Source organism: Chlorogloeopsis fritschii PCC 6912 (assembly GCF_000317285.1).
GTDB lineage: Bacteria > Cyanobacteriota > Cyanobacteriia > Cyanobacteriales > Nostocaceae > Chlorogloeopsis > Chlorogloeopsis fritschii.
This window is the reverse complement of the sequence record NZ_AJLN01000040.1, coordinates 81,664-95,272: the sequence shown is the minus strand read 5'-3', so window position 1 is coordinate 95,272 and position 13,609 is coordinate 81,664. Positions and strand designations below refer to the sequence as shown.

At 43.4% G+C, this 13,609-nt stretch carries 14 protein-coding genes and 1 pseudogene; 6 read left to right on the top strand and 9 right to left on the bottom strand.

From position 1 onward, the window contains the following. Positions 1-9: 9 nt before the first annotated feature. The gene (locus UYC_RS0103740) at positions 10-363 is read right to left on the bottom strand and encodes a DMT family transporter (RefSeq protein WP_016873302.1); all 354 of its coding nucleotides are present in this window, start codon (positions 361-363) and stop codon (positions 10-12) included. Beyond that, the gene (locus UYC_RS0103735; RefSeq protein WP_016873301.1) at positions 360-1,016 is read right to left on the bottom strand and encodes a TetR/AcrR family transcriptional regulator; all 657 of its coding nucleotides are present in this window, start codon (positions 1,014-1,016) and stop codon (positions 360-362) included. Before UYC_RS0103735 ends, UYC_RS0103740 begins: the two co-directional genes overlap by 4 nt. A 164-nt stretch (positions 1,017-1,180) precedes the next feature. Here UYC_RS0103735 and UYC_RS0103730 point away from each other — a divergent pair, with 164 nt between their 5' ends. After that, positions 1,181-1,375: a DUF6883 domain-containing protein gene (locus UYC_RS0103730; RefSeq protein WP_016873300.1), complete on the top strand. Its 195-nt coding sequence runs from the start codon at positions 1,181-1,183 to the stop codon at positions 1,373-1,375. A gap of 6 nt (positions 1,376-1,381) precedes the next feature. Beyond that, a complete protein-coding gene (locus tag UYC_RS37480; RefSeq protein WP_157171207.1) occupies positions 1,382-1,540 on the top strand; it encodes a hypothetical protein in 159 nt (52 codons plus the stop codon). Positions 1,541-1,545: 5 nt separating this feature from the next. Here the strand turns inward: UYC_RS37480 and UYC_RS0103725 are convergent, their stop codons facing one another. Then, positions 1,546-2,001 carry a DMT family transporter gene (locus UYC_RS0103725; RefSeq protein WP_016873299.1) on the bottom strand — a complete coding sequence of 152 codons (456 nt, stop codon included), beginning with the start codon at positions 1,999-2,001 and terminating at the stop codon, positions 1,546-1,548. Between the two features lie 115 nt (positions 2,002-2,116). Here UYC_RS0103725 and UYC_RS0103720 point away from each other — a divergent pair, with 115 nt between their 5' ends. Continuing rightward, a complete protein-coding gene (locus UYC_RS0103720) occupies positions 2,117-2,608 on the top strand; it encodes a MarR family winged helix-turn-helix transcriptional regulator (RefSeq protein WP_016873298.1) in 492 nt (163 codons plus the stop codon). Positions 2,609-2,784: 176 nt separating this feature from the next. Then, positions 2,785-2,946 carry a hypothetical protein gene (locus tag UYC_RS39315; protein WP_162140481.1) on the top strand — a complete coding sequence of 54 codons (162 nt, stop codon included), beginning with the start codon at positions 2,785-2,787 and terminating at the stop codon, positions 2,944-2,946. A gap of 79 nt (positions 2,947-3,025) precedes the next feature. Here the strand turns inward: UYC_RS39315 and UYC_RS0103710 are convergent, their stop codons facing one another. From UYC_RS0103710 to UYC_RS0103680, 6 genes are all read right to left on the bottom strand, one after another. Next, entirely contained in the window at positions 3,026-3,940 is a 915-nt protein-coding gene (locus UYC_RS0103710) for a hypothetical protein (RefSeq protein WP_016873296.1), read from the bottom strand. 23 nt (positions 3,941-3,963) lie between these two features. Further along, positions 3,964-5,154, bottom strand: coding sequence for a homogentisate 1,2-dioxygenase (locus UYC_RS0103705; RefSeq protein WP_016873295.1), 1,191 nt, complete (start codon positions 5,152-5,154; stop codon positions 3,964-3,966). A gap of 14 nt (positions 5,155-5,168) precedes the next feature. Further along, the gene (hppD, locus tag UYC_RS0103700; RefSeq protein ID WP_016873294.1) at positions 5,169-6,272 is read right to left on the bottom strand and encodes a 4-hydroxyphenylpyruvate dioxygenase; all 1,104 of its coding nucleotides are present in this window, start codon (positions 6,270-6,272) and stop codon (positions 5,169-5,171) included. A gap of 208 nt (positions 6,273-6,480) precedes the next feature. Beyond that, positions 6,481-6,729, bottom strand: a complete 249-nt coding sequence (locus UYC_RS0103695) for a PIN domain-containing protein (RefSeq protein ID WP_016873293.1) — start codon at positions 6,727-6,729, stop codon at positions 6,481-6,483. After that, the gene (locus UYC_RS0103690) at positions 6,716-6,991 is read right to left on the bottom strand and encodes a hypothetical protein (RefSeq protein WP_016873292.1); all 276 of its coding nucleotides are present in this window, start codon (positions 6,989-6,991) and stop codon (positions 6,716-6,718) included. Before UYC_RS0103690 ends, UYC_RS0103695 begins: the two co-directional genes overlap by 14 nt. A gap of 607 nt (positions 6,992-7,598) precedes the next feature. Continuing rightward, a complete protein-coding gene (locus UYC_RS0103680; RefSeq protein WP_016873290.1) occupies positions 7,599-9,107 on the bottom strand; it encodes a phenylacetate--CoA ligase family protein in 1,509 nt (502 codons plus the stop codon). 380 nt (positions 9,108-9,487) lie between these two features. Here UYC_RS0103680 and UYC_RS0103675 point away from each other — a divergent pair, with 380 nt between their 5' ends. Together UYC_RS0103675 and UYC_RS35290 are read left to right on the top strand one after the other, a co-directional pair. Then, positions 9,488-11,206, top strand: coding sequence for a serine/threonine-protein kinase (locus tag UYC_RS0103675; protein WP_016873289.1), 1,719 nt, complete (start codon positions 9,488-9,490; stop codon positions 11,204-11,206). A 208-nt stretch (positions 11,207-11,414) separates the two neighbouring features. Continuing rightward, positions 11,415-13,587 (top strand): annotated as a pseudogene (locus tag UYC_RS35290) (protein kinase domain-containing protein). Positions 13,588-13,609: the final 22 nt, after the last annotated feature.

The following is a 13,609-nucleotide window of genomic DNA, read 5'->3' as shown; positions in this document are numbered from 1 at the left end:
ATAGAGACATCAACGGGTAATCACGATCACTCCGCAAAAAATCAGGCTTACAGCGGTTAGCTGGTTAACAGTCAAACGTTCACCGAACAGATAATGGGAAAGAATTGTAGTTAAGATGAATCCAAATCCTGTCGAGAACGGAACTGCCGTTGAAACAGGAAGGCGATCGAGTGCTTTGGCGAATAAAAGCAGTCCAGTACTATAGATAACCAGAGCGGAAAGGAACCACGGAGACAACAAAGTTTCCAGGAAGCTAGAGTTTACTGCCACCAGACGTGATTGCTTTAGCAGAATCGACCCAGCACTGTTGCAGCAAGCAGATCCCGCCATGAATAACCAGGGCAGTTGTACAAGTTGACTCATTGGATGCAATTAGGAGTTGATAAGAGTTGTTTAACAACGGCTTGCAAGGCTCGCTCTAACATCTGTTGAGGTGACACACCAGGATAGTCAAAATGACCAGCTAACTCCAGCCCCACATGACCATGAACTGTTGCCCAAATAATCCGAGCGATTTCCCAAGCTTCATCTTCAGTAATCAATCCAGGTGCAAGGCAATCTTGCACTGCCTCAACAAGGAGTTGAAAACTTTTTTGACCTAACTGACTATTTGCTTGTGAGGGAGTGTACTCCGGCATGACTTTGAGAAACATGATGGCGTAGTACGTTGAGTGGATGAGAGCAAAATTTCGATAGGCATAACACAAGGCATAAATGTAGTTTTGTGGATCACCTGAACGAGGGACAGCTTCTAGAGCTTGGCGTACCATCTCAAAGCCCCTCAGATAGAGTTCATCAATCAATCCTTGTTTGTTGCCAAACATGGTGTAAAGCACCGTTGTCGAGCAACCAACCAGTTGTGCGATCCGCCTCATACTCAGGGCGGTAGCTCCCTCACGCATTAGGAGATTGCTTGTATCATCCAGGATGCCCTTGCGGAGTTCCTGCTGATGGAGTTCTTGAGCGCTGCGATAGTTCGTAACGCTATCTTTAGCTATAACACTGTTTTTGTTCATAACACTGTTATAGCATCTTTTGAGAAAGTGATATGGGAAAACCACTGACATTTTTGGCAGTAGTAGCAACAAATCCGAAACGCCGCATAACAATCCGCTTGCACACCAACCGTATGTATAAAGGTTGCTGGTTGAGTTAGAGAAATCACTAGCGGCGGGTGGAGATGCTAATTCCCAATGCAGAAAATACTATTGCTGATATTCGTAAATGGCATGATTATTGCCTGAATCTAGAACATAATGATGGTAAGCACAAAGCTCGGCTGTTCTCATCGATTTTTGGGATGAGTGCTGAAAATGCCGAGGAATTACCAACTGCTGAACAGCAGCGCTATACCACTGAGAGCCTCCAAAATTAAGTTATTTTGAAATTGCAGGTTGGGCAAAAATTTAAAGAATTGGGTAGGTCAGAATTGGGTTGCATGATTAGCGATCGCAAACAGTATGAGTCAATTTTGCAAGGGTTCGTCGGGCGAGCCTGTCACTGTGCGATCGCGTGTAACTCCATCAAATTTAAGTCATGATGCAATCACCGCTTGGTATATGCAACGAAGGAAACGCCCAACACTACCAGTACCACTCCCGCAATTCTGATTGGACTGGCTGGATACTTTGCCAGCCCGATCGCACCGTAGTGATCCAAAAACAGTGCTGCGATCATCTGTCCTGCGATCATCAAAGCAAGCGCAAGCGCAGCTCCAATCCTGGGTGTTGCGAAAATGGTTGACCACACATACAACGTACCCAAACAACCGCCAATCCACATCCACCAAGAGGTTTGAGCAAGGGAAGCCGAAGCGGGGAGTGGATAACGAGCAACGAAGCAGATTGCAAGTGATGCTAAAGTCCCTGCCAGGTATGAAACAAAAGTAACTTGCATGGGTTCACCGACATAACGTCGCAGCAGTGTGTTAAGAGCAATTTGAACAGGTAGAATTGCCCCGCCTGCAAGTGCTGCTAGCAGGTAAATCGTCCGTCCACCCATTTTAAAACCTCTCGTCTAATTTATCTCGAAGTTAAGATACTTAATATCAAGATTATAGCAATTATTTTGATGTCAAGATATTTAGTATCAAGAAAATAGGGAGGTAAGTCTCAGGATGAAGCCTGATCCAGTCGATAAAATTTTGGCGCAATGGCGGCGTGAGCGCCCAGATTTGGACGTTTCTCCGATGGGCATTATTGGACGGATGGGACGATTAGCCAAGCATTTAGAACGAGCCATCCAAGAGACGTTTTCAGAATTCGACTTGACGGTTGGAGAGTTTGACGTACTAGCGGCTCTCCGTCGTTCTGGTCAACCCTACCAACTGTCGCCAACCGAGTTATTTAACACTCTGATGGTATCATCGGGGACGATGACACATCGTATTGATCGCTTAGAGCAAGCTGAACTCGTTAGGCGTATCCCCGATCCTCGCGATCGCCGAGGGATACTCATTGAGTTAACGGATAAAGGTTTTGATTTGATTGAAAAAGCGGTTGAAGCTCATGTGGTTAATGAACATCGTATTCTGAGCGTTTTAGCAGAATCGGAACGTGAAACTTTCACTCAGTTGCTTCGTAAGCTTTTGGTGTCGTTTGAGGAGTAGTTGAAAATAGTTGTCGATTATAGTAAATAGAGTTAGATCAACAATCCCAATGTTCGAGATAATTCATAGCTAATTCAGCAGGTGTATCATTTTTAAATGTAATCTTTTTATTGAAAGTCATATAAAGACTATTTAATATAGATATGTCTTCAAAAATTAACTGAGCGCGAATTTTTTTGCTATTTGAGGAATTTTCAGAAGTTTCTGCTGATGATGGAAGGTGTAACGGTCAAAGGGCAGTTAGTCAAGGACGTGGACGGATTAGAAGCAAGCAGACATCCGACCAAAAGACTGTTAGCTGTAGCAAGATTACTTACTATTTCCGGCTTTCTTCCTGATTATACAAATTCTCCAAAATTCTTTTAGACATTAATCTTCAATCTCCACATCTTTGCGTCCCCCTCCGGGACGGACTGCTCACCGAGTCTCCCTGTCATTATTCAATCCATCCCAAAAAACAGCGATCGCATCCAAAATCTCTCGCCCTCCTTGCATGAACTTAGCTTGATCAAAGCTTGGCCGAAAATACACTTCCTCCAATTCTAAGAGTGTATGTCCGGCGTGCTGCCCTTCAACGCGGTTGTGCCAGCTAAAGAAAGCTAAATGCAGCTGCGGATGCCGCGTCTTTTTAATCTCTGTTAATCCGTCTTCCAAATCTTGCCAAAAGCCTGCTGCAGCCCAATTTTCGACGGCAAAGCTAGCCCCCTCGGCTATATTTGGATCTTCACTGCCGTAAAGGCGAATCAATTCATCACAAAAGTGCAAAGTCGTAGAACTGCCGTGCTTGCGCTTGCCAATATCTTCATAGTGTAGCCCCAGCCCTTCAGCCACACCCAACAACCATTCAAAGTGGGCTGCCCGGAAACGACAGATACCACCATCTACCGTACCTTCAGTACTAACCAGTTCAGGATCGCCTTCTCTATCTTTTTCTTCCTCTGTCTGAGCGATAGGAGTGGCGATCACTTGTCCAGATTTGCGATAGATAACCCCTAGTTCGTTTAACAAAATCTCCCGACTTGCTCGTGACTGCTGAAGAGTGGGTGAGTTAATTTCTTTCAACAAAGCTGCGATGAGGAACTGGTTAGAGAAAACTGAGAATTGTTTGATGAAATACCGTAACTCGTCGTCTGTAGCCTTACCTTCACGAAACCAACGAGTGTAAGTATTATCAGTAATAATTCGGTGCTGCAAAAATTCACGCTCAACCTCAGCAAGGAAGTCGCGGAAATCGTCAACTTGAGCTTGAGTGAGTTCACCTCGATGCAAACGTTCTTCTATGCGAGAGGAAATTGTCAAACTACTGGGTGCTTTTATAAAAACTTGAGTCATAATTAACACCTTATTTAATAAATTTATGGCTGTACGCCGTGAATTGGTTCGTTTAATGATGAAATCCAACTGTGGGGATAATCTTTGTCTTCTAATGCCAGCGCATATTTTGTCAGCACGAGCGGATGAAAAGTATCAATCATCACTGCAAGTTCATCAGTCCGTTCTTTCCCGATTGACCCTTCATAGGTTCCTGGGTGCGGCCCATGAGGGATTCCCCTGGGATGAAGTGTGATTGATGCTACTTCAATTCCTCTGCGCGACATAAAGTTGCCTTGAACATAGTAGAGGACTTCATCTGAATCAACATTGGAATGGTTATAAGGAGCCGGAATTGATAGAGGGTGATAATCAAAAAGACGCGGTACAAACGAGCACAAAACAAATCCCGGCCCTTCAAAAGTTTGATGTACCGGCGGAGGTTGGTGAATGCGCCCTGTGATTGGTTCAAAATCCTCTATGTTGAAAGCAAAAGGCCAAAGATGTCCATCCCAGCCCACTACATCCAAGGGGTGATAGTTATAAATATAACTAGTAATTTGGTTTCTTGCTTTAACTCGTACCTCAAACTCCCCTTCTTCGTCATGGGTAATGAGTTCATCCGGTGGGCGAATGTCGCGTTCGCAGTAGGGAGAGTGTTCGAGGAATTGACCGTAATTATTCAGGTAACGTCCTGGAGGCTCAATGTGTCCGTAGGTTTCAATTACGAGCATTCGTTGTTCAATTCCTTGATCGGGAATAATTCGCCATAGCACGCCTGTAGGAATGACTACATAATCACCGCTCTTATAGCGAAGAGTGCCGTACTGACTTTCCAATACACCACTGCCTTCGTGGACGAAAATTACCTCATCACCATCAGCAAACCGATACCAATACTGCATGGGTTGCGTGGGACGAGCGACACCAATGCAGATATCTGCATTCGCCATCAGAGGAACACGTGCTTCCACTGCATCCCCACCCGCTGCTACAGTTGCCGTTTGCAGGTGATAGGGACGTAAACCTCCTGATTCTTCAAAAGGGAGTGAGAGCGATCGCTCCGGCAATATCTTCTGAATTTGAGTTGGTGGACGTAAGTGATAGAGCAGAGATTGCACCCCAGAAAAGCCGCGAATACTGATTAACTCTTCGTGATATAAAGAGCCGTTGGGTTGCCGAAATTGGGTGTGCCGCTTGTGTGGAATTTTTCCCAACTTATAGTAATAAGTCATAATTCGCCCCGTTTCTAAACGGTGACAAGATTTCCCCGACGTGCCTGTTCGCGTTCAATAGCTTCAAACAAAGCTTTGAAATTTCCTTCACCAAAACCCCGCGCTCCATGCCGTTCAATTACTTCAAAGAACAGCGTTGGTCTATCCTGCACGGGTTGAGTGAAAATTTGAAGTAAATATCCGTCTTGATCTCTATCTACTAATATTCCTAATTCTGCTAGTTTGTCTATAGGTTCATCAATTTTTCCTACTCGCTCCTCTAAGTCTTCATAATATGTTTGTGGGGCGCTCAGAAACTCAACACCTGCTGCCTTCATACGAGTCACTGTCTCAATTATGTTCTCGCTTGCCAAAGCTACGTGTTGAACACCAGGGCCATAATTATGTTCAAGGTACTCTTCTATCTGGGATTTATGTTTGCCTTGAGCAGGTTCGTTAATTGGTAATTTGATTTTACCTGTGCCATCTTGCATCACCTTCGACATTAAGGCAGAGTATTCTGTAGAGATGGTTTTATCGTCAAAATGCACCAAAAGACTAAAGCCCATTGTTTCGGCAAAAAACTGTACCCATCGCTCCATCGCACCTAGTTCTACATTAGCAACTATATGGTCAATGGTATTTAGTCCCACACCATTACTCTTGAGATGCGCCTTACTTTGGGCGTGAAAACCAGGAGCAAATACACCTGTATAATCACTCCGTTCTACAAACTTAATTAAAACGTCACCATAGGCGTGAATGGCAGAGTAACGCAATATCCCATAAGCATCTTCTTCTTCTGTGGGAGCAATAGCACCTGTAGCACCTCGTTTAGTTGTCTCTTTATAAGCACTAACCGCATCTGGTACTTCTAGAGCAACAACGGCTATTCCGTCGCCGTGCTTAAGGACACTTTTGGAGATGGGATGCTCTGGAGTCAACCCTGTGCTCAAAACAAATTGGATATTGCCTTGCTGCATCACATAGGATGCTATTTCGCGGCTACCCGTTTCTAACCCTCGATAAGCTGTGTTAGTAAATCCGAAACACTGAGAATAAAAGAGCGCTGCCTGTTTAGCATTCCCAACATAAAATTCTAGGTGGTCAAATCGCTTGATTGGGCAAAAATCACTCATATATATTCCTCCTTTAAAAAGCTTCTCCAAGGCAATTTGGAAAGCTTAAACGCAGTCGGTTACAGGTCTTTCATCCCGTTAACAACAAAACTCTGGAACGAACACCCCTTCTCTAAACTGCCTTTGCCAATCAATAAAGTGTAATCCCCTTAAGAGAGAAATATATGTATAAAAACATCCACCACTTGGATGATTTATTATTATAAATTTATGTTAAGAGGGCGATCGCATCACCGCAGCAACGAGTAAGTAAGGTTTCTGTTTTAACGAGCGTAAACGACATAACTGGAAACGTGGGGCTTCTGTCGGTTTCAGCTAAAAAGACAGAACTGGAGAATATGAGAACGCCAATATCCTGAGCTTGATCTAATGCCTGACGTGGCTTGCTTTGACTAAACAAAAATGCACTAATCAGCACGTTCGTATCAAAAACAAACCGTTGTTTATTCGTCATCATTCAAAATTGATTCTAAGATTTCAGGCGTTAATCCTCGCTCTTGTGCTTCAATGCTAGCTTTATCCATCGTGTTTCTCAAGCGGGCGATCGCCTCTTGTCTATCAGTGGTAAATTGAGACTGCATAATTGCCGCAATCTTAAGTTGCAATTGTTCACGTTCTTCTTCAGAGGTATTGCGATATGCCTCTGCTACCTCAAAGGGAACTTTGATAGTAATTTCTTCTTTAGTAATCATGGCCTGTTCGCTTCCATAATTTCTCATCTTTACCACTTATAAATAACAAATGTTAAAGAGAAAACAAAAACAATCGAAGCGATCGCACTTGCAAACTAAGCTTTCGTTACCAATATCAACCCATTCATAGAGAACATTAACCCATTTGTGGCAAACGCGTTAACGTTTCTTATTAACGTTAACCCATCCATAGAGAACATTAACCCATTTGTGATAAACGCGTTAACGTTTCTTATTAACGTTAACCCATCCATAGAGAACATTAACCCATTTGTGACAAACGCGTTAACGTTTCTTATTAACGTTATCCCATTCATAGAGAAGATTAAAGCATTTGTACCAAACGTGTTAACGTTTCTTGTTAGCGTTAAATCATTCATAGAGAAGATTAAATCATTTGTAACAAACGTGTTGACGTTTCTTATTCACGATCAATCCTTCATAGAAAACATTAAAGCACTTGTAACAAACATTTTGACGTTTCTTGCTAACATCAAAACATTCGTTACCAACGGTAAATATAGCCTTCTGCCTACCAACGGATACGCCACTACCTTTGGAAGCCGCTAGCTAACGCAACGCCTTACGGCGAACGCGTCTACGTGTCTACTGCCCCCTGCCCTCTGCCTTCTACTTACCGACGTGTATAACGATGCTTCACCCCTACGGGAAAATACTCTGGATCGCCAGTTGGGGTTAGCGAAACTTGTGGCATCTGATATTCAGGAGGAACATAGTTAGCAAATTCGCTGTTGAGGCGTAAGAGTTGGCTCAAAATCGAGGATGCTATAGCTTGTCTTTTTTCTTCGCTACCTTCTTGTGTTGGTGCTAATTCTACAACTACAGATAAAAATTTGTTTTTGTCTGCATCTTCTTTTACCTGCATAACAAACTTACCTGTTACCCAATCTCTAATTTCTGGCTGTTCTAATCCCACGCTGACATTTTCTGGATAAATATTGGCACCAAAGTAAGAAACTGTAAAGTTAGAGCGTCCAAAAACATAAACAAAAGGCAAATTCCGAACACCTCTGCCACGATGAGCTTGTAATTCCGTTACTGGCTCGAAACCCCACTCAGCTAAAAATTGCAGCATAGCATCGTAAGAAATTATCCCGCCGCTATCCAAGATGTTGTAGCGCACTAAAGGAATACCGTTATCTCCAGAAAATAGCAATGCGCCTTCTTTGACTTCAAAAAAGCGACTCATTGGATCGTACTGTACGAGAGTTGGTAAGCGGGATTCCCCAAACAAAGTACGTGCCGCATCTGGATGTGCTGCTAAAAAACGGCGAATGCAGATACTTAAGGGAGTCTCATTCCCCAATACACCAGCATCTGCCGTACCGTAGAGTGATGCACAGTCAAAGCAGGGATGTTGAAAACCAACTCTTTCACCCACAAGAGTTCGCCATTCTTCGCTAAACACTTCTCCTGCCATGACTAATTTAATTTGATACTGCTGCCATTCAATTCCACGAGCTATACCTGTATCAATTACATCTTTAAGGAATGGTGGATATCCTAGCAGGACAACTTGATCAAAAGCTGTGCCGAGTTCCTGTACAACACGTAAAATTTCTTCTTTATTATTGCCTGGAGTAATCACGGTAATGGGGTAACCTTTGCTGGCAAGATAGCGACAGCAATTTGTAGTAAACATTCCCCCTACCCAAGTTCCTAAAGTGAAACAAATTACAGCGAGAGTTCGTCTAGTATCAGCAGCAAAACTGTCGTGAAATATCTGCTCAAAGCGTGTGGCAATTTGCAGTTCATCTGTAAAAAAACGGGGCCAAAATGTCGGTTTGCCCGTCGAACCAGAGGAAACCGCAATCATGTCACACTTTTCTAATTGTCCGTAGCGACACAGGTTTGCAAGCGGATGACGCAGTAAATAATTTTCTTTAGTAATCAACGGCAGTGTTTGAAAATTCTCGATTGTTTGGATCAAGTCTGGATTGATCGCACGTTCTGCCACGAAATTTTTGTATGCAGGTACACTAGTAACTACATCATGAAATAAAGACAAGACTGCCGATTCCGCTTTAGCGTGAAGATGCTCTTGTAGTAGCGTGTCTAAGGGGGTGTTTAAAAAAGCTGTATATGCGCTTACTGCCCGCTGCTGTTGTGATTCAGTATTCATAACATTATATGGTTGTAAAAATAGGGTACTGGGGATTGGTGATTGGGGATTGGGGATTGGGTACTGGTGATTGGGTATTAAGATTTCTTTATTCCTAACCCCTAGAGAGTGTTTTCAAACTCTTTGATCCCCCCAACCCCCCTTTTTAAGGGGGGCTAAGAGTTTCTTAAAGTCCCCCTTAAAAAGGGGGACTTAGGGGGATCTAAAAAATTAGGAGGCTAAACGAAACAGTTTGAAAACACGCCCTAGCCCCTAGCCTCTAGTCCCTAATAGTTAGTTTCCCCTACTTCCTCTACTAAAAGAGTGAAGTTAGATTTCTGTAATTACATCTTCCTTTGTTGTAGCTACTTATAAAAATCCTTTATCATTCCTTCAGCACCATGCAGGTCTACTGTAGTAAAAGACACGCCAATCCTGGGAGTCACCGCTTTTGCACCCAGTGTGGTGAACCTTTGCCCATTCATCAAGATGAGACCATCGCCAACCGCTATCGGATTATTAAGCTATTGGGGCAAGGTGGCTTTGGGCGCACTTATTTGGCGGAAGATATCAAACAATCTCATCAAAAGTGTGTGCTGAAGGAATTTGCTCCTCAAGTAGAAGAACAACAGGATTTAAAAAAAGCAAAAGAGTTATTTGAGCGAGAAGCAAGTGTACTAAAAAAACTCAAGCATCCGCAGATTCCTCGCTTTCATGCTTCACTGCAAGCACAAATCGGCAGTAAGGATTTTTTCTTTTTGGTGCAAGACTATGTAGAGGGTGATAACTACCTTGAGTTAATAGAACAACGCCTAGCTCAAGGACAAACTTTTAGCGAAGAAGAAGCGATCGCACTCCTACAAAAACTTTTACCTGTTTTGTCTTATATCCACTCTCAGAATGTAGTTCACCGCGATATCTCTCCTGATAATTTGATTTGGCGGCATTCTGATAATTTGCCAGTGCTCATTGATTTTGGCGGTGTGAAACAATTACCTGCATCTGCGGGTTTTTGGTTTACCCAATTAGGTGGAATACGCACTTTGCTAGGTAAGAAAGGTTACGCTCCAGAAGAGCAATTACGACAGGGTAAAGCTTTTCCCAGCAGCGATTTGTATTCTTTGGCAGTAACTACGCTTGTGTTACTGACAGGTAAAGAACCGCAACAACTCTACGACTCCTATCAGGGCACTTGGCGGTGGGGCAAGGAAATCAAAACCAGTCCCAACCTGGAAGCAGTGTTAAAAAAGATGCTCGCTTATAAACCAAGCGATCGCTATCAAACAGCAGAGCAAGTTTTGAAAGATTTACAGTCTCCTGTTCCTGTCAAAACTCTCAATCCTCAAATCAGCAAAATTCGGACGATGGTAGTTGCACCTGGGCGAAAGCAAATCCGAGTAATTACTAGTAAATTCCATAACCAAACAAAAGCGATCGCCCAAAAGGTTCCTTTACCTGCCTGGCTGCGTCCTTTTGCAATCAGTTTGGTAGGAACAAGTGTAGTTGCCATAACTTTTGTCGGCTCTTGGGCGCTAGTTAATGCTGTGATCAAAGGTGTCTCATCTATTACTATTCCTAGCATCTCACTACCAAAATTACCGGAATTGCCAAAATTACCAGATGGTTCCAATTCCCCCAATCAGCCATCAAATTCTCAAGAAGGAAGCCGCATCAGTCAAATTTTCAATCGCCGCCAACAACTCCAAATTCCAGAAGGGTTTTTTATTCAGACTGTAGATAACGCTTTTTATACTAAACATCCTGAACTAGGCGGGCGCTCTCTCAGTTCTGATTCTAATGATGAAGCTTTGCGAAAAGAATGGTTTAATACTGCTGAAGACTTGTTGAACAAAATAGAACAAGCTAATCTCAGTACATCAGTACGTGGAAAATTAGGCAGCTATAGCAGCAGAGATTACGAAATTTGGAGAAGACGAGCGCAAGCCGGAGAATTTGGGAACTATACAATTGAACAGCTCAATACACAAACAAATCGAAAATTTGACCGATTATTTCCGGGACAGCGGCGTGGCAACCAGAAACCAGATTCAAAGAATTTTGGTCAAATTTGGTATGCGATCGCAGCCGATCAAGTTAGTAAACTAGAATCTACTAATTAAACAAGCAGAGAAAGTGGTTAGTAGTTGGTAGGGGCGGGTTTTGTTGATAATCTTTGGGTTAAAACCGACGATTTATCTTCTAAACCCGCCCGTACAGTAGTTAGTAGTTAGCGGTTAGTGGACATCAATCAACAACCAACAACAATTAACAACCAAAAACCGACTAATCACTAATGACTATTGACTAATGACTATTAACTAATTCACTATGAATTCTGTTTATTGTTCCCAAGGGCACGAAAATCCTTCTGGTAGTCGCTTTTGTCTTCATTGCGGTGAGAAGTTAGATGCAACGGTGAGTCAGGAAATTCAACCGGGACGAACTTTAGGCGATCGCTATTTAATTGTACGTCAACTCGGTCAAGGAGGATTTGGACGCACTTATTTAGCTGAAGATGTCAACCGCTTCCGAGAGTTGTGTGTTTTAAAAGAATTTTCTCCTCAAGTGCAAAGTGCCTACGTCTTACAAAAAGCGGAAGAACTGTTTGAGCGAGAAGCAACCGTTCTCTACAAACTAAAACATCCCCAAATACCTCGCTTTCGTGAATTATTCCGCAGTAGTTTAGATGGTAAAGAATACTTATTTTTGGTGCAGGATTATGTAGAAGGGCAAACTTATCGTTCTTTATTAGATGCTCGTCTAAAACAGGGTTTGCGGTTTACAGAAGCAGAAGTACGCCAACTACTACAGCAAATCTTACCCGTATTAGAATACATCCATTCTTTAGGAGTAATCCACCGCGATATTTCTCCAGATAACTTGATGCTTAGTAATCCCCCCCAAACCGCCCCTTATCAAGGAGGGGCTGCGGGGGGTATGCCAGTGTTAATTGATTTTGGTGGTGTCAAACAAGTAGCGGCAGTTGTCGTTTCCCAGTATTATCAACCTGGTGTAAATGCAACAACGCCACCACCAACTTTACTGGGCAAGTTTGGTTATGCTCCCCCAGAACAGATGCAAAGAGGATTGGTAGAGCCTCACAGCGATCTGTATGCTTTGGCGGCAACAGTATTAGTTTTGCTCACAGGCAAACAACCATCAGAATTAATTGATAATCACACCCTAACTTGGCAGTGGCGACGAGAAATTAGCTTAAGTCCCGCTTTCGGGGCAGTGTTGGATAAAATGCTTTCTCCATCTCCGATTGAACGCTATCAAAGTGCCCGTCAAGTTTTGCAAGCACTCACGCCACCACCTATTGCTCCAACTCCCCCTGTCTCCCCCTTCTCCCCCTCCCCCCGTCTCCCACTCTCCCACTCTCCCACTCTCCCCTTCTCCCTCCTCCCCCCTCTTTCAATCTCCCCCTGCACCCAACTCCTCCAAATCTTGGTGGACACCAGAAAAAATCATTCTCGTGCTGTTATTCTTTGCTTGTGCTGCTGGCGTTAGCTATTGGGGAGTAAGTAACTTAATATCATCCAATCCTGATGATGGTAACGGTACTACACCGCAACCAACACCCACATTTAGCCCAGCCAAGCAACCCGTCGATCCCTTAGCGAAATATTCACCCCAAGAGCGATCGCGCAAACAAAAATTACAAGAGCGCCGCCAACGCTTGGGTGTGGATGAAAACTTTTATGTCAGCTTGGTAAATCAAATTTTTTGGGAGCAAAATCCCAGTTTACAAAAACGCAGCCTCAAAGACGATCCCGCAGATGCCGAATTGCGCAAACAATGGGACAAAACCGCTGCCCAAGTTTTACAAACGATCACCCTATTGAGTGCCGAAGCACGACAGCGGCTAGGTACTTATAGTGGAGCCGATCGCGATCGCTGGAAAGTGGACGTCAACAAACTTAACGTATCCAGCCGTGCCTTATATGATTTAGGAGATGCGGCTTTCTTTGAGCAATTTCCAGCCCAAGAGGGCAAAGATTTTATCGAGCAACCCATAGGACAAGTGTGGCACGCCTTTGTTGCAGACAAACTCACCGCTATTGTTGCCAAAAGTGCATTCCAAAAAATTGTTTTCAGTCCTGGTACTAATAGTAAAACAGTCAGTGGCACTCTTAAAGGTGCGGCTGGCAAAGTTTTTATTGCTGAACTTAACCAAGATCAGTTGATGGAAGCAAAGCTAGAAGGCAATTCTAAAATTTTATGGTCAATTTATTCTCCTAGCGGTCAATATCAGCTTTTAGAAGATTCGCAAAAACGCTCGTTGTCACAGAAACTCCCAGAAAGCGGATTTTATGAATTTGTTCTAGTGTCAAGAGCATCGGTACCACTAGAATACAGACTCAGCTTGAAAGTGGTAAATCCTACCCCAACTCCATCACCTACACCAACTACCGAGCCAACATCTACACCTACACCCACATCTGGTGAAACAACCACGCCAACACCCGAACCAACATCTACACCACAAAATAGCCCATAAAGCGCCGTTCAGAAGAACTTTG